General features: G+C 48.4%; 26 protein-coding genes. All 26 read right to left on the reverse strand.

Annotation, left to right across the window (positions count from 1 at the left end; all coding sequences use genetic code 11):
• Positions 1-25: 25 nt before the first annotated feature.
• The gene (locus tag K6Q96_RS24245; protein WP_251880978.1) at positions 26-1,810 is read right to left on the reverse strand and encodes a zinc-dependent metalloprotease family protein; all 1,785 of its coding nucleotides are present in this window, start codon (positions 1,808-1,810) and stop codon (positions 26-28) included.
• A 264-nt stretch (positions 1,811-2,074) separates the two neighbouring features.
• Positions 2,075-2,317 (reverse strand): TOBE domain-containing protein, encoded by a 243-nt coding sequence (locus K6Q96_RS24250; protein ID WP_251880981.1) that lies wholly within the window; start codon positions 2,315-2,317, stop codon positions 2,075-2,077.
• Positions 2,318-2,514: 197 nt separating this feature from the next.
• On the reverse strand, positions 2,515-3,033 hold the full coding sequence (locus tag K6Q96_RS24255) for a transcription termination/antitermination NusG family protein (RefSeq protein WP_251880983.1): 519 nt from the start codon (positions 3,031-3,033) through the stop codon (positions 2,515-2,517).
• 347 nt (positions 3,034-3,380) lie between these two features.
• The gene (fos, locus tag K6Q96_RS24260) at positions 3,381-3,779 is read right to left on the reverse strand and encodes a fosfomycin resistance glutathione transferase (protein WP_251880985.1); all 399 of its coding nucleotides are present in this window, start codon (positions 3,777-3,779) and stop codon (positions 3,381-3,383) included.
• Between the two features lie 3 nt (positions 3,780-3,782).
• Positions 3,783-4,205, reverse strand: a complete 423-nt coding sequence (locus tag K6Q96_RS24265; protein WP_251880987.1) for a GNAT family N-acetyltransferase — start codon at positions 4,203-4,205, stop codon at positions 3,783-3,785.
• Between the two features lie 26 nt (positions 4,206-4,231).
• Positions 4,232-4,588 (reverse strand): hypothetical protein, encoded by a 357-nt coding sequence (locus tag K6Q96_RS24270; protein WP_251880989.1) that lies wholly within the window; start codon positions 4,586-4,588, stop codon positions 4,232-4,234.
• A gap of 250 nt (positions 4,589-4,838) precedes the next feature.
• Entirely contained in the window at positions 4,839-5,165 is a 327-nt protein-coding gene (locus K6Q96_RS24275) for a hypothetical protein (RefSeq protein ID WP_251880991.1), read from the reverse strand.
• Positions 5,134-5,349, reverse strand: coding sequence for a hypothetical protein (locus tag K6Q96_RS24280; RefSeq protein WP_251880993.1), 216 nt, complete (start codon positions 5,347-5,349; stop codon positions 5,134-5,136). Before K6Q96_RS24280 ends, K6Q96_RS24275 begins: the two co-directional genes overlap by 32 nt.
• A gap of 111 nt (positions 5,350-5,460) precedes the next feature.
• On the reverse strand, positions 5,461-5,844 hold the full coding sequence (locus tag K6Q96_RS24285; protein WP_251880995.1) for a DUF2541 family protein: 384 nt from the start codon (positions 5,842-5,844) through the stop codon (positions 5,461-5,463).
• 106 nt (positions 5,845-5,950) lie between these two features.
• The gene (locus tag K6Q96_RS24290; RefSeq protein ID WP_251880997.1) at positions 5,951-7,195 is read right to left on the reverse strand and encodes an RNA polymerase sigma factor; all 1,245 of its coding nucleotides are present in this window, start codon (positions 7,193-7,195) and stop codon (positions 5,951-5,953) included.
• A gap of 3 nt (positions 7,196-7,198) precedes the next feature.
• Positions 7,199-7,558, reverse strand: coding sequence for a YciI family protein (locus K6Q96_RS24295; protein ID WP_251881000.1), 360 nt, complete (start codon positions 7,556-7,558; stop codon positions 7,199-7,201).
• A gap of 95 nt (positions 7,559-7,653) precedes the next feature.
• Positions 7,654-8,268, reverse strand: a complete 615-nt coding sequence (locus K6Q96_RS24300) for a transmembrane anchor protein (protein ID WP_251881002.1) — start codon at positions 8,266-8,268, stop codon at positions 7,654-7,656.
• Positions 8,269-8,283: 15 nt separating this feature from the next.
• Positions 8,284-8,988: a HupE/UreJ family protein gene (locus K6Q96_RS24305; protein WP_434802178.1), complete on the reverse strand. Its 705-nt coding sequence runs from the start codon at positions 8,986-8,988 to the stop codon at positions 8,284-8,286.
• 193 nt (positions 8,989-9,181) lie between these two features.
• Positions 9,182-10,138, reverse strand: a complete 957-nt coding sequence (locus K6Q96_RS24310) for a FecCD family ABC transporter permease (protein WP_062713131.1) — start codon at positions 10,136-10,138, stop codon at positions 9,182-9,184.
• Positions 10,139-10,209: 71 nt separating this feature from the next.
• Positions 10,210-11,169 (reverse strand): ABC transporter substrate-binding protein, encoded by a 960-nt coding sequence (locus K6Q96_RS24315; RefSeq protein WP_251881004.1) that lies wholly within the window; start codon positions 11,167-11,169, stop codon positions 10,210-10,212.
• 26 nt (positions 11,170-11,195) lie between these two features.
• Positions 11,196-11,984 carry an ABC transporter ATP-binding protein gene (locus K6Q96_RS24320; RefSeq protein WP_251881006.1) on the reverse strand — a complete coding sequence of 263 codons (789 nt, stop codon included), beginning with the start codon at positions 11,982-11,984 and terminating at the stop codon, positions 11,196-11,198.
• Positions 11,985-12,164: 180 nt separating this feature from the next.
• Positions 12,165-12,464, reverse strand: coding sequence for a PAAR domain-containing protein (locus K6Q96_RS24325; RefSeq protein WP_002540662.1), 300 nt, complete (start codon positions 12,462-12,464; stop codon positions 12,165-12,167).
• 9 nt (positions 12,465-12,473) lie between these two features.
• Positions 12,474-13,148 carry a hypothetical protein gene (locus K6Q96_RS24330; protein ID WP_251881008.1) on the reverse strand — a complete coding sequence of 225 codons (675 nt, stop codon included), beginning with the start codon at positions 13,146-13,148 and terminating at the stop codon, positions 12,474-12,476.
• Positions 13,145-13,702: an SMI1/KNR4 family protein gene (locus tag K6Q96_RS24335; protein WP_251881011.1), complete on the reverse strand. Its 558-nt coding sequence runs from the start codon at positions 13,700-13,702 to the stop codon at positions 13,145-13,147. The genes K6Q96_RS24330 and K6Q96_RS24335 overlap by 4 nt, the downstream gene beginning before the upstream one ends.
• Positions 13,695-14,273 carry an SMI1/KNR4 family protein gene (locus tag K6Q96_RS24340; RefSeq protein ID WP_251881013.1) on the reverse strand — a complete coding sequence of 193 codons (579 nt, stop codon included), beginning with the start codon at positions 14,271-14,273 and terminating at the stop codon, positions 13,695-13,697. The genes K6Q96_RS24335 and K6Q96_RS24340 overlap by 8 nt, the downstream gene beginning before the upstream one ends.
• A gap of 38 nt (positions 14,274-14,311) precedes the next feature.
• Entirely contained in the window at positions 14,312-14,836 is a 525-nt protein-coding gene (locus K6Q96_RS24345; protein WP_251881015.1) for an SMI1/KNR4 family protein, read from the reverse strand.
• A 22-nt stretch (positions 14,837-14,858) separates the two neighbouring features.
• Complete coding sequence (locus tag K6Q96_RS24350; RefSeq protein WP_002540656.1) at positions 14,859-15,710, reverse strand: HNH endonuclease; 852 nt, start codon at positions 15,708-15,710, stop codon at positions 14,859-14,861.
• Positions 15,707-16,696 (reverse strand): DUF4123 domain-containing protein, encoded by a 990-nt coding sequence (locus K6Q96_RS24355; RefSeq protein WP_251881017.1) that lies wholly within the window; start codon positions 16,694-16,696, stop codon positions 15,707-15,709. Before K6Q96_RS24355 ends, K6Q96_RS24350 begins: the two co-directional genes overlap by 4 nt.
• Positions 16,696-18,702: a type VI secretion system Vgr family protein gene (locus tag K6Q96_RS24360; RefSeq protein ID WP_251881019.1), complete on the reverse strand. Its 2,007-nt coding sequence runs from the start codon at positions 18,700-18,702 to the stop codon at positions 16,696-16,698. Before K6Q96_RS24360 ends, K6Q96_RS24355 begins: the two co-directional genes overlap by 1 nt.
• A gap of 85 nt (positions 18,703-18,787) precedes the next feature.
• Positions 18,788-19,306 (reverse strand): Hcp family type VI secretion system effector, encoded by a 519-nt coding sequence (locus tag K6Q96_RS24365; RefSeq protein WP_002540653.1) that lies wholly within the window; start codon positions 19,304-19,306, stop codon positions 18,788-18,790.
• 203 nt (positions 19,307-19,509) lie between these two features.
• Complete coding sequence (locus K6Q96_RS24370) at positions 19,510-20,433, reverse strand: LysR substrate-binding domain-containing protein (protein ID WP_002540649.1); 924 nt, start codon at positions 20,431-20,433, stop codon at positions 19,510-19,512.
• Between the last annotated feature and the right edge of the window lie 282 nt (positions 20,434-20,715).

Consider the following 20,715-nt stretch of genomic DNA (forward strand, 5'->3'; position numbering starts at 1 on the left):
GGCTTTTTCGATCTAAGGGAGCGAATTAGTTATATTCCGACACCTGCTTCGAGAAGTTATTCATTGCCTTTACGCCGTCGATCTGATTGTCAAAACCCAGCGGTAGCTTAGTGTTTGGAGAGAGCTTTTCTGGCGTAGAGAAATATGGGATCGCATTGCCACCCATCACGGTGCGTTCCGCAGAGTAACCAACCGCGATACTGCGTGCTAAATCTGGCGTCAGTACCCCATGATTCAATCCCATGTTATGTCCCAATTCATGACGCATAACATTGGTGTCACAGTTCAGCGAGCCCGACGCCACCATGTTGAAACGGCTGGATTTCACATACGCTAAGCCGCAACCACTTTCTGTACCCTCATAGTAAATCGCGTCCGCTTTCAGGGCATCACGTCGTTGCTGGGCAACTGGATTTGAGCGTATTTCGCGCAGCACATCACCAAGTCTCAGCCAGGTATCCGGCGTCTGGAATTTCTCAAGAGAAACCATGCGGAAACGGAAGTTCGCCCCTGAATTCAACAGCGCTTCATTGGTTTTCACGAAGCCTTCCACCAAACGGGCACGTGATTTGGTTTCGCCAATTTTCTGCACGTTTCGATGGCTGTAGTAAGCCAGTAAATCGATGGTGACAGTTTCGCGTTCCCAGTTTCCACTGCCATTGACCACAAAGGTTGCCCATTCGCCACGGTAAAGCCTGTTTGGGCTCATACCCTGCCCTGATACGACAAACGACCATGCGGCATCCGTTTTTACATGAACGCGGGTGCCTTCGCCACTGTTTGGCAACTTCAGGTTTCGCACATAGTTTGCGTTGGCAAAATAAACGTGGGTATCGGGCGTGGTGATATTCAACTCACCGTTTTTCACATCACGCGCATTCAAGCGTACTTCTGGGCTCTTATACAAACTCCACAGATTACGGTCACCACGATATACGAACACATATTCCTGACCGGTTCTGAGTGTGAGAGGCGCGCCCAAGTCGGTGCGGGTATTCATAATAGTGGCGTTCCAAGTAGCGCGGGAGCGGATTGACACTATGTCTCCCTCTTTGCCCTGTCTGGGCAACGAAATATTGCCGATGTAGTTAGCATCTGCAAACTGCACCACTGTCATTGGCGAATAAGGAGCGGGTACCACACCGTCTTTAATATCGCGCGCATTGATAAAACGCTCCGGCGCTGATTTGAAGAACCACTTCTTATATTGCCTGTTATACACCAGCACATACTTATCTTTAGTGCGTATGGAGGCAGTACTTTTGGCTCCCAGTTGCGCGTCATCAATGCGTGATGTCCAAGACGCGTTTGAAGTAATCACAATACCCTGAAGCTGATTAACGTTTTCCGGTAATTTAACCGCCCGCGTCCAGTTCCCGTCGTACATGTGATAGCGAACAAAACGCTGTCCCGCATCGTTCTTGATGGTATCCCCCACCTTGTTTGGCGTCTGGAAATCTATGTCCATACCCCACGCTTTGGTGGCAGCATCATAGCGGAACGTCACCGAGTCATTGGTGTAGAGATAAACGGTTTCAAAATCCAGAGAGTCATGACTGATTGAAGAGGTATAACCCGCCTTGGAAACCAGATTCACAATGGTTTTGTCCTGAGGCGCTGTGGGGAATTTTATCTCGCCCACCCAGTTTCCGTTGTAAGTCGTAAACGTGATGTTGTTGTCGTTGTTCGGTAATTGGCCATCGGGAAAATCCTTTGCCGTATAGTTTCCCGCCAAGACCGTTGAAGACAAAAGCGCCAGGCCAAGGCTCCCCGCCATCCGTATATATTTTTTTAAATGCTCCAGATTCATCAAATATCCTTTTTAGTTATTAACTCGTATCTCAGCCAGTACTTTTCTTGGCTGCGAGAAGGGTATTGAATTCGTCTCGATAAATTTGCCTCCAAAATGATACAGGTATTGATATCAATACTTTTGTACCACTCAAGTAGCAAAAAAAGCCCGGCATCCAAGGAGAAAATGCCGGGGGAGTGTTTTGCAGTTCACTGGAAGAAAGAACTGCATCAAATGGAGAATGTGTGCCTTCAGTAAACTCGAAAAACCGAAGACACTTGATCATGATTGCGCGACAGATAATCCTTCCGCGTCGAAGAAGTGAAGCTTGTTAGTATGGAACTGGAGACCCACGTTGTCGCCAGCTCTTACCTCGCTTTCCCCATCGGTGCGAACAGTTATTTTGCCGAGCTCACCACAATCAACAACTACATAGATATCCGCACCAAGGTATTCAGTCACATCTACGATGCCACGACAGTTACCTTCTTCCGGAGAAACCAGATTTATTGCCTTTGGACGCATGCCAAGCTGTATTCGCTACCTTCCGTGACACACGGCATGATGTTCATCATGTCAGGATCTGGTTCTGTTTGAAGGTCAGAAACTTGGACTTCACAGACAGACGCCCGTCAGGAAGGAGATTTAAAGAGTAGATAAATGAAAAACATATTAAAAAGGCAAGCCATTGGCTTGCCCCTTATCAAAGTGTTCGGAGTGATCTATGAGATAAGCGAAGGCACTTTGGTTTGGAAGATGGTTTCCATGGGTACCTTTACATTGATGGAATAGCCAAGGTGGTCAATTTCCATCGCGACCGGCCTTTCTCCCTCGCCATGGGGAAGAATGCCTGTCATGCCGGTGAGGTGACCGCTCACCACTGCCACGGTTACACCATCAACATCGTCGTTAGAGATCGAGGTTGCATCTTCGTAGTAGTAAAGAATCGTTCTCATTTTGACGATGTGCGATTCAGGAATGGTCGCCACGTATTTTCCATGGCGCACCAAATGGGAAAAGCCCGGTGCTTGTTTCACCTTCTGCAGACCTGCCTGCGTCGCGCGCACAAACAGGTGGCACTTAAACAGCGGCTCATAAGCGATTCTGCGCTTGTTGCCAACCGTTTCCCAGAACCTGCGCTCTGGCAAATAAGCTTCATACCCTTGTGAAAGCAGGTAATCAAGGAGAAGGTTTTCCTCGTTGAAATGGGTATAAACTGCATACCATCGATAGTAATGCAATTCGAATCTCTCCAGTAAAATAGAAAGGCCACGTCGACAAACATTCAGACGTGAAAAACGATCGACTCAAGCAAGTTAGAGCTGGATTTCGCGATGCGATGAAAAAGTGATTATTAGAGTGGTTTAACCAACACGAAATCTTTGGGTTGCCAACATAACCCGGCGCTTAGAAACGCACGCTAAAATGCACGAAGTTGATGGACAAATAATATCTTTTTAATGGGCTACAAGGAAGCAAGAATGGGCGCTAGCGTGAAGTGACCTCTAATTACTAAGATGGCATTATGGCATAGCTCACACATCAGGATGAAACCGCTAAAGTTATGCCTGAGAAATACGGTTTGCTGTTAAAGCCACTCCAACCCCGAATAGGGTTTTTCTCTCAGGCTATCCAACCTGCTTTGAAGATCGCCAGCATGCACTTCGAGCTTATGTCCATCCGGATCCAGAAGGTAAAGTGAGCTTCCCTCACTGCGGTTTTGCTTCCACTCGGTCACACCTTTTTCACGTAGCCCTGCGGCAAACGCACTAAAATCTTCAGTGTCAATATTCAACGCAATGTGTGAGTAATCACTTTTCTCACAGGGCTTACCTACAGAGAGACAAAGCCAAAGTTCACCCAAAGAAAGGTAAGCGCCTCCATCCCATTTGACATGGCCTTTAAAGCTCAGCACATCAAGGTAAAACGCCAACGATCTTTCCAAATCAGATACCGCCAGCGTGATGTGATTCAGTCCTGTCAACATGGTTTAATCCACCAGCTTTTTGGTAAGAAAGTGCAGCTGATGCTCATCGCCGGGAAAGGCATCCAGCGTCATTTGGTTGTGATAACCCATAGACTCATAAAACGGTCTTGCCTGAAAGCTGAAAGTATCGACCATGGCAGCTTTACAGCCTTTGCCGACTGCTTCAGCTTCCATTTTCTGCATCAGCGTTTTGCCAACACCTCCCCCTTTCAGCGCTGGGTCAATCCAGAGGAAAAGGATGTGCATCCAGTTCCCCCAAAAGCGCGAGACAATACCACCACGTCTTTGCCCGCTTTCATCGAGGACAAACACGGCCATTTGCATTTCATTCAGATGCTCAACAAAGGGATCGTTGAACGCCCGTAAACCTCCGCGCACATCCATGATGTCCTGCTCTGTTGGGTTGGCAACAACCTGATATTCCATCACTCCTCCCTGAGCCTCAATCAAGGCTAACTAGCCGACGGGTTGTCTTCCTTCACCGCATCTTTCAGCTTCTTGATGCGGGATTCTTTATAACCAAAGATACCGAACATCGCGACGGTAACAGCAATACAGGTATAAAGCTGCAGCTGGGAGTAAAGAGTGAAGTTGGTTGCGAGGAAATAAAGCATCAGTGCCATCAGCACGATTTGGATAACCCAGCGTGGCTTGTCATTGAAGTTGAAGGTCTTAGTATCTTCTTCGTAACGCACGTGCACGCGCCCTACGAGAAAACCAAGGTTAATCAGCAATCCATCGTTATCAGTCGCTGATTTAAAGTCGATGTGGTTCAGCGCCAGGTATTTTTCCAGACCTTTCAGATCCATTCAGAGATTCTCCCAAAAACATCTTGTCGAAAGCACACGCTTTCCATCTGCAAGATAATATCAGAAGAGCAGCGCGAGTCTGAATGCCATGCGTCAGCCGCATTCAATTTGTTGTTACGAAGTGTGAGCCCAAATGAGAAAAGGCCACTGATGCGGGTGACCTTTGTTTACGAGGTAAAGAGATAAAAGCGAATAAACCCAAAAGCGATGATTATTTTATTCACGTTTCTGTGATTGTTTGGTTTCCCAGTCAGCCGTGGAGACCCGCTTTTCGCATAATAAAGTCGTCAATACCAGTCGAGATAATCAAATCTACAACAGCTTCCATACACTCGTCATGTCGACCTTGGATGACTTCACCATATGCCAGAAATGAAAAGTGATTTGTGAATCTCGCCGAAAATTCATCGCGCCGATTCATTTTCTTTACATGCTGATTTTTCGGCCCTTTTCTTGCCTTTGAATTGTTGCCTTTACACCACTGAATGATGAACGGAAAGATGACAAGCACAAAAAAGGCAGCATCAATGCTGCCTTTTAAAATTCTATTTGGGGAGGAAGATACGATAGATCGCACCTTCTTCATCTCTCAGACTGAGGGCCTGTTTGCCAGAGATACGATGTCTGGGAGCTTCTTCAAAGCTCCAGTAAGTAGATTTCGCACCTTCTCGCATTGCGATACTAACACCCAGCGCTTTGAGCTCTTCCAAATTATCCGATTCTCTGACGATATCGCCGCTAAGTACATTCACCAGCTTCATACTGCATACCTCTCGTCGTTGAGGTTTTTCCTAAACCTAATTCGAGGCTAGCAAACGAATGTGACGATTTTTTGAACTATTTTTGGGACTCGTTGGTTTTTAGAGCCACCACTAAGTTCGACCGTAAACTCTCACACCCGCCGATGAGTTTTTCGACTCACCGAAAACTTCCAGCTTCTTCACACAACGTTTGTAAGGCAGTTCACGCCAGTCCGTGTTGTCATCTTCCTTGATATTTCGGTAGAAACGGAACGTCTTGGTGTCGCCGTTTTTAAACGTTGCCACGACCTTTCTCAAGTACATGTCGCGGTCAGCTTTTACCTGAATAGCTTCAACACGGCGACAAACTAGCAGTGGAATCGGTGCACCGTAATCCGTGTTTTCAAACACAATCGTTCGACCCAGCGTGATATCGTCATCTGCCTGAGCGCTTGCACTCGCACCCAATAAGCCCAAAGACAGACAAACCACAGAAAACCAGGATTTCATTTTCATCTTTCAATCTCTCAATATCGGCCCGTCGCCGAAGGACGCGGAGTGTAGCGCCCAACTGGAGATGAAAAGACTGGGGAGTGTTAATTTTTCACCGGTAAGAGTCTGGCTAACAGGATTGATGCAACGCGCGTACTTTTCGTTCCAGCAGCTTTCGGGATGCATCATGTGGTGCTGTCTTAATCGCCTGCAGGTATGCCTCATGAGCGCCGCTGAACTCGCCAAGCTTCTCCAGCACATGAGCGCGAGCCGCGTACCAAGGTTGATAGTTTTTAAGCTTGGGTTTCAGCTCATCCATCTTTTGTAACGCGAGTTCAGGTTGACCGGCTTCTGCCATGGCCACAGACCAGTTCAGTGCGACAACGGGGGTGGGTTCAAAGTGCCAAAGTGATCTGTAGAGAAAGGCTATCTGCAGCCAGTCTGGTTTAGGTCGCATCATATGGCAGTCCGTGATGGCGGCTTTGATTTGAAAAGGGCCAGATTGCCCACGCTCGATGGCGTTTTCAAGAATACCTATCGCCTCTGTCACTGCATCACTTAACCAAAGCGTTTCGTTTTGAGCTTCGACTGGCACCAAAATTCCTTCAGCGTCGATTCTTGCACCCCGCCGGGCATCGGTCAGCAGCATCAAGGCAAGCGCACCCTCGATTTCCGGATCGTTCGGGCAAAGGTTGTGCAAAAGGCGCATCAGAAAAATGCCTTCTTCACACAGGTATCGCGGCCCCTTATCTTCTGTGACATAGCCAGTGGTAAAAATCAGGTATATCGTGGACAGCACCGTGTCCAGCCTGTCCGTCCATATCCCTTTTTCGGGAACAGAAAAGCTGATGCCTTTGGACCGAATCTTCGCTTTGGCCCGGGACAAGCGCTGTCCCATTGTTTGCTCGTTATCGAGGAAGGCTGCTGCAATCTCCCGGGTCGTTAGATGGCAAACAGTACGCAGCGTTAACGCAACGCGGGACTTTTCCTCAAGCGCAGGATGGCAACAGGTGAAAATCAATCGCAGTCGTTCATCAGGGATGACTTCCGCAACATCTACACCCGCTTGTTCTTGTGCGTCTTGGGCGACTAAATCGAGATCGGTTTTTCTCTGAGCTTCACGTTGGGAGGAACGGATTTGATCTATCCCTTTGTTCAGCCCCACCTTCATCAGCCACGCAACCGGATCTTGCGGAACACCATCCCGGCTCCAATGCTTGAGCGCAGAAATTGACGCTTCCTGCAGAGCATCTTCACCCAATTGGAAATTTCCCAGTCTGGCAATCAACCCAGACAAAATCCGCCCCCGATCGCGGCGTAATACCTCATCAATAAGGTGACCTACCGCGATAGCTTTGGGGGCGTTATTTTCCATCTGTCAGCTTTCTTGATCAAAGACCAACAGCGGCCGCACCTCTATGGTGCCGAAGTGGGCGACAGGTATCATCTCGGCATATTTCAAGGCCGCATCCAGATCCGCAACGTCGAGCACGTAATAGCCGCCCAGATGCTCGCGTGTTTCCGCAAAGGGGCCATCCATAATTTCCACCTTGCCGGACTTTATCCGTAAAGACGTCGCTGTTTCGATATCTTGCAGCCCTTCACCACCCACCAGCACCCCATCTTTCTCATAAGCGTCGCTGGTTGCGGCAAATGCGGCCATCATTTCATCGAATTCTGGCGTTCCGTATTGAGGCTCTTTATCCGGTGCAGCGTAAAGCAGTAGCATGTATTTCATTTCCAAATTCCTTGCTTAATGATGGTTCTCGTTACAAGGACGATCCCAATCCGCAATTTTCGACATGTACGGGAAAAAAATTTGTCACCTGCTGCTCAAAACATTCGCTTAACTTCGGAGTACTTACCGCTGGTGCGCAATATCACCATCACAGTGTGGTCATTGCGATTGCGGAAAAACCAGCCATGGTTGCCCGTGAATGCAGCCGTTAGCACACCTTGATCTTCAGTCGCACCGCGGCCCTTTTCATAGCTGACCACATTGCCATTCCCATCACCATGTGCGTCAAAATTCACAGCCCCACCTTTGGCTTTCCATTCAAATATCGCTTGCTCTCCCTGCTGCATCAACAACTTCACTTCCGCCCCTTGTCCGGGCTTAAGGGCCAACAGCACCCGGTCTTTCCAGACGGGTTTTTCGCCCTGAAACTCGGTAATAGTGAGTGCTTCTACGTCCATGTTATCTGACGTGACAGCTAAACTATTGGTGGCTTTATCTGCTGCCGCCTCTTGGGCTAACTGCGTTTTGATATCACCCATCTCTTTAAGCCCCAATACCCGGCCAATACCCGTTGGGTCAATGCCATACTCCGCTGGCAAAATCACTGTCACCAGCAAGACGATAGCGGTGACAAGCGCAATCAGCGTTGAGCGGATAAGCTGTTTCGACGTGGGCAATTCCGCGCGGGTGGGCATATCGGAGTTATACATGTTGAGTTCCTTCTCTTAATGCTGCGCGACGACGTAGCCCGTTAACTGATATCCGATCAGCATAAAACCGAGGCTCATCATCACAACATTGGCAGAATAAGCCTGGCGATAAAAGTGGGTATGCCGACGCCAATACCCCATCAAAATCAGTATCGCCCCCAAAGCCAAGAGTTGACCAAGCTCTACCCCGATGTTGAAAGCAAGAAGATTCGGCACCAATCCATCGGGCGAGATATCGTAATCAATGATTTTGGATGACAAACCAAAGCCGTGACAGAAGCCGAATAGCAAGGTGGCAAGTTTGGTGTTGGGTTGGACACCAAACCAGCGCTGGAAGGCACCGAGGTTATCCATGGCTTTGTAAACCACAGAAAGGCCAATAATGGCGTCAATAATGTAACTGTTGATACCAATGTTGAAATAGACGCCCAGTAGCATTGTCGTTGAATGCCCCAGCGCAAACAGGCTGACATAAAGCGCTATGTGCTTTGGTCTGTAGAGAAAGAAAATAACGCCTAACAGGAAGAGGATGTGGTCGTAACCCGTCACCATATGCTTTGCACCGAGGTACATAAAAGCGAAGATATGTGTGCCTGTGATTTCCTGAATATAACCTTTGTCGCCTTCCGCGACGGCGTGCGCAAACGCCTCTGAGCTGCTGATAGCAGCCAAAAACAGCACCACTGTGCTGAACATGATTGAGCGCGTTTTTCTTTGCATAATTCTACCGTGATTGTTCCGTTGAAAAAGCAATACGTCGTTTGCTGCCTCTACGAGATGCCATTTAACCGAGGAGCTTAGCGTCTTCATTTACCAAATGGTCAAGAAAACAACAAAACAGTGAGATCGTCGTCATTACAGTTTTTGCGCTCTCAACAGTATTGAGGAAAACTTGACCACACTCTCTATTCTTTCAACGGGCAGGCTTCTTCCACACAAGATAGAGCACAAACAAACCGCCCAAGGCCGCTGTCACAATACCGACTGGCAGTTCCTGTGGTGCCAGAATGGTGCGGCTAACAAGATCACCAAGGGTTAAGATCACCGCGCCCCACAATGCAATGAGGGGCAACGCGCGCTTGTGGGTCATCCCTGAAAATGGGCGCACCAGATGAGGCACCATTAATCCCACAAAGCCAACCACACCGGTGAGTGCAACAATCGAAGCTGTACAAAAAGCGCAGCACAGGAATACTTCACTTTGCAGCCTGTGAACATTGATACCCAGCGAGTGGGACGTTTGCTCGCTGACAAGCAAGGTATCCAACTCCCGGTATCGCACCAGAATCAGAACCACCAAGCAGAGCACGCCCACAGCGGCAAAAATCAGGTTATCCCAACGGGCTAAACCCAGTCCGCCCATCGTCCAGAACAAAATTGAGCTCGCAGCACGTTGGTCACCAGAATAGATAAGAAAGCTGGTCACAGCACCAAACAAAAAGGAGATGGCTAATCCACACAGGACAATGTTGTTGTCGCCTTGCTTTTTCTGGAGGGAAAAGAGCATCAGCACCGCTGCGGCTGAGACGATTCCTCCTGCAAATGCAGCAATAGGCAGAGACCATATGCCAAGTGCATCACCAAGCTTGGTAATAACTAATACCGCTCCTGCCGACGCACCGGAAGACAAACCAAACAGGAAAGGATCCGCCAAATCATTGCGTGTGGTGGTTTGAAGCAGTGCACCCACCAAGGCTAAACCAGCGCCTGCAATCAGTGCGAGGATTGCTCTGGGTAACCTCAAATCCATTAGGATACGGCTTATCATACTGGCGTCGTCTTCGTTGAACGCGCCCAAGCCTATAAGCACCTGCTCCAAGGAAAGCGGCACAGTTCCAAACTGCAAACTCAACACAAAAGCAATCAGCATGGCACTGATTCCCAGTAGCCATGCTGCGCGATACTTGTTGATTCCTGCAATCAATCTAGTTGCTTTCTAGGTTATTGCGGATAGAAGGCCTGAGCGAGCTTTTCGATTGCCTGAATATTGGCGGGTCCCGGCGTTAACTGCTCATAACGCAGCTTCACATAGCGACCATCCTTTACCGCATTCGTGTGTTTCATCAAAGGATGTTGTTCCAGGAAAGTTTTCAATGAATCTGCGCCACTGGCGGTTTGATAATCCAAAAGGATAATCACATCAGGGTTTTCTGTCGCGACATGTTCCCATGACGTTCTGGCCCAGCTGGTTTCCATGTCATCAGTGACATTTTCCCCACCCGCCGCTTTGATCATTGCGCTAGGCATCGCGAATTTACCTGCGGTGAATGGCTTGTCTTCACCGGAATCAAACAGAAAGACCTTCGGCGCGTTGTTTTCTGCGTTGCTTTGAGAAGTGACCGTTTTCATTTTGGCTTGCCAGGCTTCCACCAAAGCTGCCGCTTCATCCTGCTTGTCAAAAATCACACCCAGCTTTTTGATGTCATCGTAGAGCAACGCCATGCTGGCGCCTTGCTCCAGCTTGTTGGTGTGAATACAGCTTTCCGAGAGTACAAGGGTGTCGATGCCATAAGGCTTGAGGGTTTCCGGAGTCACTTCGCCACCGACTTTCATCCCGTAGTTCCAGCCGGCAAAGAAGAAGTCGGTTTTAGCCGCAATCAGGGTTTCCAGCGAAGGATACTTGGGTGCCAGTTCAGGAATGTCGCCCAGTGCTTTTTCAAAAGAAGGAGACATCTTGTACCAACCTGTAATGCCCGTCACACCCACCATGCTGTCTTCCAAGCCAAGTGCAAAAGCCATTTCCGTCATGTTGATGTCGTGAAACACAGCAGCATTCGGGCGCTTTTCAATTGTCAGTGGACTCCCACAGTTATCGACCGTGACCGGATATTCCGTGCTTTTGGCATTAGCGATTGCGATGGGAAAAAGGAAGAACAGCGTCGATGCGACTGACCACTTCATTGTGCAGCTCCTATTAATGGCATGGCTTAATGGGACGGTGCGGCTTCAAAATGATGCACCGTGTTGTTGATTTGGGGATGGCTGAGTGGAAATACACGAAGACCAAAAACGGGGGTAATGAATGCGTCCTGCAACACCTCGTTGGGGGACGCGCAGGTCACCATTTTCTGCCCGGACATCAAAATTACTTTGTCCGCAAAAGGCGCGACTAGAGGTAAATCATGCAGCACTGCAATCGACGCGATGCCGCGCTGTTTAATCAAGTCGAGCAGCTCAAGACGCGCCAATGGGTCAAGGTGATTGGTAGGCTCATCCAGAAGCAAAAGTTTGGGCTCTTGAGCAAATGCGCGGGCAATGCTGGCACGCTGTTTTTCACCCCCGGAGAGAGAGCCGAACAGGCGATTTTCTTTGGCAGACAAACCTGTGTCATGAATGGCTTGTTTGACGGCACGTTGATGCTCTTTTTCAGTGCAGCAGAAGGTATGTGGCACCCGACCCAAACCGACATATTCACTCACACTCAACCTTGGGTCGACATGTTCATGCTGGGCAACCACCGCCACTCTTTTCGCCCGGTATAAGCGATTCAGATTTTCTTCAGCGCAGCCTTCAAGCCAGAGTTCACCCGCCACTTTCCGGTATTCACCCGTGATGGCTTTAAGCAAACTCGATTTCCCACTGCCATTAGGTCCGATAACAGCGATGCATTCGTTTGCGGAAACAGAAAACGTCACGTCAGACACCGCGCGCCAACCTGAGAGGCTATCAGCACAGAAGTTAGCCAATGAGAGTATGGGTTGATGAGTTCCTTTCATCTGATGCCCGCGGATTGAATTGATATGTTATAACATAACATTTATATAAGTAGACTTGTCAATAGGCAGGAAAATGAGTCTTTCGGAGCGTCATAAAAGAGAGAATGGCAGCGCCCATTCCCAGAAAAGTTGAAGGGAACAAAGCCGCACAAAAGTACGTTGAGAAAAGAGTCTTTCAGGTTAGCTCATGGTAATGGTCGGCCATCCTTGCACCACCTGACCACCATGCGCGCAACCGTCTCCCATTCTCACCACGGCTTTTCCGTTAATTTTCACCAAAGAGGAGCCTTGCTTCAGGTCATCAGGCATACCTACACCGGTGCAAATTGCCTTGCCTCCGACCACTGCGACAGGAATACCATTGACCTTCACTAGCGATTGGCCAGCATCGATGATTGGACCTCCCACATGAGGTACTGGGCCGGGTTCTACTTTGGGGCAGACATGCATGTGGCCAAGTAAAGAAACAGGTTTACCCATAGCAAAACCTCATTGATATAAGTGAAGGTTTGGGTTCACATCAATGATCGCAAACCCTCTCGATGTATCCAAAACAACATCAATCAGTAGAGGTTGTTCAAGTTGCGCGACATCATCCCCAAGGCCGAGCCACCACTTTTTGATCGCTTCTCGGTAACCGGCTTGAAAATCTTGCCGTTGCCGATAACAACGAGCGTCCAATAATGCCCCTCCGGAAACTGCCAGTCGGTATTCAGAGCGCGCAGAAAAGTCATGATATGGAAACAAATACAGCCTCGGTGTTACCTGATCTACGACATACGCATGAAGTACCTGAGCCATTCGGTCCGATAGGTTTGTCAGCCAGCACGATAGCACTTCATTTTGACTTTCTGGGTGAAGCAACCCTTTGGGCAGCATTGCCATACCAACGCAATCTTTCCAACTCACTACGCCTAATTTGGGTAAATAATCTTGGGGCTCGATGATGCTATTAGCCTTAAATCTCACCGCCCTTTTAGGTAGCCCCGAAAGGCGGCGGTAACTCGTATTGTTTGAAAGCCCTGCTAACAATGTCTCACTTGAAACCGCCAGTGTCGCTGCCGGTTGCTGAAAATAATGATGCAGGAAAACATCGGGAAGATTTCCATATTCTGTCGCGATGATTGCTGTTGAACATTTGGCGATTTTTTCCGGCTGTTTCATCGAGTCATTTCGTCAGGGATATTGAAATCAGGCTCCTCAGCCGAGTCATTCTCTACAATCTTTAACAGCAAATCTGTCAGCGACTCGGCAATTAAAACAAGGTAGTCACTGTCTTCAAAAGCTCCCCATGGTTTCAGATTGCTGAGAAAGTAGATAAAGCCAAATCGCTCGTCACAAAGATCCATCACTAAAAAATCACCGGAAATAGAATCCGCAATGATCAAACTTTCATCCGGGATTCTTCTGTCTTCACCATCATCAGAGTACATTTGGGTGACAACAAGTGCTGAGTCGGCAGCCAAGAATGCAGAGAGAAAAGACAGCGAAATTCCACTCAACTTGAGATGCACTCTTTCATCTTCGAAGCTTCGCATCCCATAGCTTTTCATAAACCATCGATAATCCTTCGGTAGCTTACGATTCAGAAACGTTTCAATCGCGACCAGCTCTTGCTCCGTTGCACAATAAACGTCTTTCGTTTCACACTCCTCGGCGATTGAACTCCAAGAAATATCTTTACAAAGCTGCTCAATCACATGATTGGAATCAGACACTGCTCCCACCCTGAGCCACGATCAATTCGGCTTCGTCATATGTCACCAGACTTTCAAGCCAGTCTTCGAAGCTATTGGCAATCAAGATGATGGAATCATTTCCCTTGTCTCCCCATGCATTCTGGGTAAACCGCCAATGCCACAAAGAGCCATAATGTTTCTCCGCCAAGTTCATCAGAAGGTAGCCATTGTCATCGGCCAAGCTGTCAGCAATGGGGATCATGGCGGGTGGGATCAACGCGGCATCCGTTTCCCAGAAATCAGGTAGTTCCTCGTTCAACTCAAACAGCGTATCTTCAATATCATCCACGTTGTAAATGAAGTTATGCGCCACAAAACCCGGCACACTGCGTTCGCCTACATCCAACATATAAACGCAAAAGTTCTGTTCAAGGTCATTAAAACTACACGCGCCGTATTCTGTCAGAAAAGATTTGAACCCCTCTGGTAACACAACACCATGCTTGGCCTCAAAATCCGATATTGCTTCTTGAGAAGACAAACGGTCACCGAGGTCTTCCGTGCTAACTATTTCCTGCTTCCAAAACGACAACAGTTTCTCTTTGTTCATTTGCGTCTCCTTGTGAAACAGGTGTTGGTTGGCTGATTTCAGTTGGGTTCATATTGGACAATCTTTTCCAACAGCTCGGTGAATGAGTCAGCCAAAAGCACAAGTCCTTCGTAATTGTGTCCAGACCAGTCTTTTTCGCCTTGATAGCCATTCATGTACCAGACTTTCCCGTAGTTGTTCTCGGAGACATCAAGCAACAATAAGTCTCGGGAAATGGAGCTTTCCATCACCACTAAATTCGGTGGAATGCGGGCGTCACCATCATCATCGACATCGCTTGCCATCATGGTGAATGTCAATACATCAACGGCATCCCGAAACCAGTCTAAAAATTCCAGCGATATACCGTTCACTCTGACTTCAATTCTCTGATCCTCAATCAAGCGTCTCCCTACATTTCTGAGGAACCATCTGTAATCTTGGGGTAACTTGGTATTGAGAAATGCTTCCACTGATAGCACTTGTTCTTCAGTCGAACAAAACAGCTCGGGTGTTTCCCCGTCCTCAGCATCAATAGGCTTCCAAACGATTTGCTGACTTAGTGTCTCAATGTTCGACGGCATATCTTTCCTCATTAATTCGTCGCTAGAACGCATCCGTGTCCATGATTGAACGGCTACCTGTGTGGCTTGCTTTGGAGTGTAGCTTGGAAGGGACATAACCCAGCGTACCATCTTCAAAATGGTGTAGAGTCCAATCTTTACCGGGAGCCGTGATCCCCTGTTGCTTCAACAATGCGCTGTCAGTTGCGACGTTGTTGCTCAAATCAGTAACTCTCACCCTGCCATGAACGTGTTTGTCCTTAAATACAGGAAAACCATCCTGATAATCGATTGATTTAACCTGACCACCAGGCGGGTTTGGAAGGTCCACAGGTTTGTTAAACGTCAGTTTCCCTGAGCCAAAATTCGGGCTTTTCGGGTCATTGGCACCGGGTGGATTCCATGTTCCTTTTCGGTTAGATGGCATTTTGTGTTTGCGCTTAAATTGCTCGCATTTTTTGCACTTAAAGGCCCTTTTACGCGCATCAATCATTTGAGCTCTGGCTTTTCTCAGCGCTTGCATCCTAGCTTTCATCACCTGTGTAGCGGACAAGACGCTTTCATAAGACTTGGTCATCGAGGCGACATTGTCGAACTTCTTAAACATCAGCCCGACCAGTCCCTGAACCTTGCTCCCATATTTGGCAAACTTAGCAGGCTTTGCCAATGCATCCCCCGCATAAGGGATCATAGAAACTAGTGACAAACCGGCTCCAAGCCAGTCCCCTTTTGCCGCCGAAATGACGGCAGAAATCCCATCACTTGCCGGTGTCGGGTCAAAAATCCCTGTGATATCTGTGATGATCTGCGGGTTGTTTTTGGCAATCTCTCCCGCTTCTTCCCATAGCTTTTTGTCTCTGGCTTCTTCTAACAAACGCGTATATTCGTTACTCATGACGCCCCCTCACCCTCAGGCCACCAATCCTTGTATTTTTCTGCGCCAGCACGTATCCAGACTTCCTCAAAGTCATCAGACAGCAGCATATCGAACTTTTCTTCTGTGCTGGATGATTGGGATAACACCTGATGTATGGAGGGTTGTAGATGAAACTGGGGGTTGATCGTCCACATCAGGTTAATGAAAAGCCGCATATGGATAAGGTCCAGAACTTTGTAAGTAAAACAGTGCTCTATGCCCTGATTAACCATGGCTCGGACAAACCCTTTTGGATAGAAGTGCACCGTTTCGACTTCTTCATACTCCAGGTATTCAATCAAGTCATCGATCAGTTCGTCACGATGGGCGAACAACGGATACTGAAGCTGCTCCTCGGTGAAAAACCAAGGTAGAGACGGGTCATGTTCTTCGGTTTTTAATCCCGGAAGTGGGTAAATGCCTGAATCTTCAATGTTGCCAGATACCGACCAGTTCATGGTCGCGTCCCCATTCAGCGTGTACGTGAAGAAGCCCTCTTCCCCTTCCTCAGCGTAAACACTGTTCATGGCGCTGAAAAACTCACGTCGCTGCCCTTCTGAAAACACAGGTAAATAACGGTTCAGCGTATTGGCGTCGTAAAACCGGAAATAAACCAACTCCCCACTCGGCTCGACGACCTCTTTGACCCTTTGAAGTTTGGTGAAGAGGCTGTCTATCCCCTGATTGCTGACAAAGTACAGTGCCTGCTGTTTGCCAAAGGTTTCTTTGAGTAGCCAGTCAAAAAGCGGCTCTCCTTCAAGAATTTCAGCTATCCAGGGCGATTCTTCCTGAAATTCTTCTAAATCTTCCCCGACAAACAGGCAACGATGACGCGTCGACATGCCCTGAACCGCGGCGATGAGCTGCTCGTTGTGTGAAGGGTCGAGAAGGACATAAAGGCGACATTCTTCACTTTGATTTTTGGCTTTGAGTAAGGATGCACTGAGGGTTTCTGTTACTGTCATTACCCTTTCCCCTTGGTGCATTTTTCTTTAAATGGCTTGTCTTCTTTGTCGCCACCGCCCGCACTCGAAAAATCAATTGCGTTGCCTTTGATTTTGACTTGATTGCCTTTAATCAAAATGCCGGATGCATCCATTTCAATCATTGCACCCTTTGTACTGAGCACGATTTTTTCCGCTTGAACGACGTATTTCTTGGTGTTGGAGTGAATCGATTTACCCGCAACAATGGATTTAATCGTCCCAACTTGCTCTGCGCTAACCAACGCGACCGATTCATTTTTTGCAGCCCCGACGGTCACTTGATACGCCCCGCCCACCGTAAGTGTGCTGGCTATCCCGACCGTTTCCGTCAAGAAGCGGTTGACCTTGATGTGTTGATCATTGCCGACACTGATCTTCTGGGTATCACCGATTTTTACCGTTTCGTTATTCTTAACGTCCCGTTGCCTGTCATTACCAACAATGTCGCCTTCGTTATTTTCGATAACGCGGTTAACATCCTTCTGAGCATGGACATAAATCTCTTCTTTGCCTGACTCATCTTCGAAGCGCAGCTCATTAAAGCCGTCACCTTTGTGGGTTTGCGTCCGCAACACAGTCTGTGTTTTATGCGCTGGTAATGACTGTGGAACAAGGTTGGCAGCGTGATAGGTTCTTCCCGTTACAATCGGCTGGTCCGGGTCTCCTTCTAGAAAACTGACAATCACTTCGTGACCGATCCTGGGTACACTCACAGCGCCATAGCTCGCCCCTGCCCAGCCCTGTGCCACACGCACCCAGCAACTGGAGTTTTCGTTCCATTCCCCCACTCGGTCCCAAGGAAACTGGACTTTGACCCGCCCATGTTCATCACAGAAGATTTCTTCATTGGCTGGCCCCACGACAATCGCAATTTGAGGACCATCAACACGGGGTTTGATATTCGGCATCGGACGCCAGGTTCTGGTTGCCGGAATCACCAAAGCCTCGTTGTTGTAGGTCGTTTGGCCTTCGCCCCCCGATTCCTGTGCTGCCTGAGGCTGGGTACCTATATGAATAACCCTGACACCAAGCCATTCCATGTTGACGTCAGACGCGTCTTCAGGCCCTTCAACCGTCATTTTCAGACCCGGAGAGATGGCGGGAATATTGCTCAGCAAAGAAGCGGACAGACTTTCGCGCCTCAGAGATTCAAGCCGGAACTGAGTGAAAGGTTTCCCCGAACCGTCGTCTTTAAACCGTCCGGGATAGTCATAGTGTTCATAACTCGTACGCTGAAAGCTGAGATCTGTCCCTGTGTGGCTGTGCACCAACCCATAGTCGGGTTTTTTAAAACTGTAATCTTTGAGAGTTGCACTGGACGCCCCCATTTCGCTGGAGGGTTTGAAGCTACGGATATAGGGATATTCAGCCACGCCGCCAATGTTTGGCTCGTAAGTCAGTGGGGTAGAAATAGCAGATAGTACGGAGCTGTCGTCCGCAAACACCAGAGAATGCTTACCGCCTGATTGCTCGAAGAAGTAAAACATGCCCTCTTCAGCTGCCAAGCGTTCGACAAAATCTAAATCCGACTCTCGATACTGCACACAATACTCGCGGGTAGCAGGCGTGTGTGTCAGTGAGAACGCGAAATCATCAACGCCCATCTCCTCCAGCAGCGTAGAGATGATTTGAACAGCATCAGCACTTTGGAAGATCCGGCTGTTCTGACGCAGGCTCAACCGTTTCAGCGCAGGAACCAGATCCAGAAAGTAGTAGGTTTGCGAATGACCGGTGTCCCCGCGGGTAAAACGGCTGACGATGCCATGGAATTGCCGGTACAGCACACCGTCTTTCCATACGCAAAGTAAGCCGTCTTTGTCTACCAGTTGGTCAGGCGAAACGCCTGCTTCACGGCTTACCAGCTCAACTTTTGCCACGAAGGGCGTCGAAAGCCCCTCCTCAACGGAAAAGCCAAGAACACCAAACAATGAAAGATCCAGACTGCTGGTCTGAAAAGTGAACTGTAGCCCTGTCGCATTCGCCATCGTTAAACCATCCCTAGACGCTTGTGCGGTATCTGTTCGATGGATAACGGGTAAGCATCAACTGAGTCGACGCTTACCCAGTCTTTTACCCTTCGATCGGCGCTCTCCAGTCGTCGGCACCTGATGTACCTGCGACGGTATGTTCCCAATCGATTTTTCGGTAAGCCACGGACACAGTCACTAGCTGAGTAAACTCTTTTTTCTCTAAGTCCTGACAGTGCGGCATATTGCAGTCAATATCGATGATGGTGCCGTCTGTCAAAATGGTCGAGAAAAAGTGTTCCTGCTTACCTTCTACTGACGTTCTGTACCACTTGAGTTCAATTTTCGGCAGCATTTCACCCGATGACAGTGCGTTATACATGAGGGGTACCGCTTTGTTCAGCGCCACGGTGAACTTGAACGGTTTGTGGACACGTTGACCTGACGGCTGACCACTTTGCGGGTCGGTGGGAACTGTCACGATGTGATCAAATGCCTGAACCAGCATTTCATCTTCGTGACCTTCAACATAGATGTTACCGACAGAATCGGCGGTAAATGCACCGGCAGTAATATTGCCTTGGGTTTGTCCTTCAATCGCGATATAGCATGGAGTTGGCATTGCGTATTCCTTCTGCAGCTAGTGTATGTATCGACCAATACACACAGGCAACACATATGCCAATTAGGTTTTTTCAGATAAACAGACACTTGAGAATTTCAACCAAATACCCGGGCAAAAAACTGCTCAAAATTTGCGCAATTCTTGCCCGTTGGGTAATTTTTGGCCTGAAAGGTGAAACCAGATTAATCCTTAGAAACTGATCAGTACCGTTGCGAAAAACCGCTATCCGGCGTCACTGAAAGCTCCATAAATTCACAGAATGCGGTGACCGCATCACTACGCTCGCGCTTTCTCGACCAAACCAAACCAACATCCATCGGCGGTACATGATCAGCCAGTGGACGCACTTCCACCCTTCTCCCTTCCAATGACCAGGGTCGGTAAACCATGTCTGACAGAATGGTGATGCCGTAATCATTGGCGACGAGACTGCGCACGGATTCCACGGAAGAGGTGCGGAAAATGGTATTGGGCTGATAGGGCGTTTGGTTCCAATAGCGCAGAGCGGTATTACTTGCCTCATCGACCGTTAGCATAATGTAGGGATATTGAGCGACATCGTGGAAGGTCACCATTTTGTTTTCCAGCAGAGGATGACTGGAGCTGAGCCACAATCGACGCTGGGAACTCAACAGGGTTTGGAAACTGATGTCTTCCTGGTTAATTAGGTTGGACGTCAGCATAAAGGCAACATCAAATTCCCCTGACACCACGCCTTCTTCGATATCCCCCCGGGTGGCTTCCACCAGCTTCAGGTTCACATTGGGGTAGCTGCGCTGAAACCGGGTGAGGTAGGGTGGCACAAAGTATCCCGCCACGGTGTAAGACATGGCGACGGTAATTGTGCCTTCAACCTGATTGGCGGAGCGGTGCGAAAGTAACATGGCTTCTTCCAGCTCCTTCACAATGTGCGTGGCATGTTGGTAAAACTGGTTCCCCTCATAGGTCAGCAACATGCCATGAGGCTGACGCACAAACAGGTTCACATTCAGCATCTCCTCCAACTGTTTAATGGCGGTGGTAATCGCTGACTGGGAAACGTGCATGGCATTGGCCGCTTGAGAGACCTGCCCGGAGTCCGCCGTCGCGATGAAATAGCGAATCTGTTTCATGGTTGGGAGCATGTTCTGTTTTCCTTAAGTCTTGTATCCATTCTTCTGATATCCAGACCTGTCGACAGGTCTGAAAAATGACACCAAAAAACAATTTAATCATTAAATATCAACAAAATAACTCAGTTTTATTAGGTGATATCAAAGCACTTTTTGTTATCTGTTTTTCTAATAACACTAGACAAAACTCTGTAATTTACATACCAGTGATGCAAATTTAACCTGTTATTAACACATCGAGCAATAGTCAAATCCGGCGTTTCTCGCCATGACCATTGCAAACATTGGTTGAAG

Origin of the sequence: Grimontia kaedaensis, assembly GCF_023746615.1 — a bacterium.
Lineage (GTDB): Bacteria > Pseudomonadota > Gammaproteobacteria > Enterobacterales > Vibrionaceae > Enterovibrio > Enterovibrio kaedaensis.

What these genes read in the sequence shown, in the direction of transcription:
- K6Q96_RS24245 (WP_251880978.1), bottom strand. Translation starts at nt 1,810, where the DNA reads ATGAATCTGGAGCATTTAAAAAAATATATACGGATGGCGGGGAGCCTT.
- K6Q96_RS24250 (WP_251880981.1), bottom strand. Translation starts at nt 2,317, where the DNA reads ATGCGTCCAAAGGCAATAAATCTGGTTTCTCCGGAAGAAGGTAACTGT.
- fos (WP_251880985.1), bottom strand. Translation starts at nt 3,779, where the DNA reads ATGTTGACAGGACTGAATCACATCACGCTGGCGGTATCTGATTTGGAA.
- K6Q96_RS24265 (WP_251880987.1), bottom strand. Translation starts at nt 4,205, where the DNA reads ATGGAATATCAGGTTGTTGCCAACCCAACAGAGCAGGACATCATGGAT.
- K6Q96_RS24270 (WP_251880989.1), bottom strand. Translation starts at nt 4,588, where the DNA reads ATGGATCTGAAAGGTCTGGAAAAATACCTGGCGCTGAACCACATCGAC.
- K6Q96_RS24280 (WP_251880993.1), bottom strand. Translation starts at nt 5,349, where the DNA reads ATGAAGCTGGTGAATGTACTTAGCGGCGATATCGTCAGAGAATCGGAT.
- K6Q96_RS24285 (WP_251880995.1), bottom strand. Translation starts at nt 5,844, where the DNA reads ATGAAAATGAAATCCTGGTTTTCTGTGGTTTGTCTGTCTTTGGGCTTA.
- K6Q96_RS24290 (WP_251880997.1), bottom strand. Translation starts at nt 7,195, where the DNA reads ATGGAAAATAACGCCCCCAAAGCTATCGCGGTAGGTCACCTTATTGAT.
- K6Q96_RS24295 (WP_251881000.1), bottom strand. Translation starts at nt 7,558, where the DNA reads ATGAAATACATGCTACTGCTTTACGCTGCACCGGATAAAGAGCCTCAA.
- K6Q96_RS24300 (WP_251881002.1), bottom strand. Translation starts at nt 8,268, where the DNA reads ATGTATAACTCCGATATGCCCACCCGCGCGGAATTGCCCACGTCGAAA.
- K6Q96_RS24305 (WP_434802178.1), bottom strand. Translation starts at nt 8,988, where the DNA reads ATGCAAAGAAAAACGCGCTCAATCATGTTCAGCACAGTGGTGCTGTTT.
- K6Q96_RS24310 (WP_062713131.1), bottom strand. Translation starts at nt 10,138, where the DNA reads ATGCTGATTGCTTTTGTGTTGAGTTTGCAGTTTGGAACTGTGCCGCTT.
- K6Q96_RS24315 (WP_251881004.1), bottom strand. Translation starts at nt 11,169, where the DNA reads ATGAAGTGGTCAGTCGCATCGACGCTGTTCTTCCTTTTTCCCATCGCA.
- K6Q96_RS24320 (WP_251881006.1), bottom strand. Translation starts at nt 11,984, where the DNA reads ATGAAAGGAACTCATCAACCCATACTCTCATTGGCTAACTTCTGTGCT.
- K6Q96_RS24325 (WP_002540662.1), bottom strand. Translation starts at nt 12,464, where the DNA reads ATGGGTAAACCTGTTTCTTTACTTGGCCACATGCATGTCTGCCCCAAA.
- K6Q96_RS24330 (WP_251881008.1), bottom strand. Translation starts at nt 13,148, where the DNA reads ATGAAACAGCCGGAAAAAATCGCCAAATGTTCAACAGCAATCATCGCG.
- K6Q96_RS24340 (WP_251881013.1), bottom strand. Translation starts at nt 14,273, where the DNA reads ATGAACAAAGAGAAACTGTTGTCGTTTTGGAAGCAGGAAATAGTTAGC.
- K6Q96_RS24345 (WP_251881015.1), bottom strand. Translation starts at nt 14,836, where the DNA reads ATGCCGTCGAACATTGAGACACTAAGTCAGCAAATCGTTTGGAAGCCT.
- K6Q96_RS24350 (WP_002540656.1), bottom strand. Translation starts at nt 15,710, where the DNA reads ATGAGTAACGAATATACGCGTTTGTTAGAAGAAGCCAGAGACAAAAAG.
- K6Q96_RS24355 (WP_251881017.1), bottom strand. Translation starts at nt 16,696, where the DNA reads ATGACAGTAACAGAAACCCTCAGTGCATCCTTACTCAAAGCCAAAAAT.
- K6Q96_RS24360 (WP_251881019.1), bottom strand. Translation starts at nt 18,702, where the DNA reads ATGGCGAATGCGACAGGGCTACAGTTCACTTTTCAGACCAGCAGTCTG.
- K6Q96_RS24365 (WP_002540653.1), bottom strand. Translation starts at nt 19,306, where the DNA reads ATGCCAACTCCATGCTATATCGCGATTGAAGGACAAACCCAAGGCAAT.
- K6Q96_RS24370 (WP_002540649.1), bottom strand. Translation starts at nt 20,433, where the DNA reads ATGCTCCCAACCATGAAACAGATTCGCTATTTCATCGCGACGGCGGAC.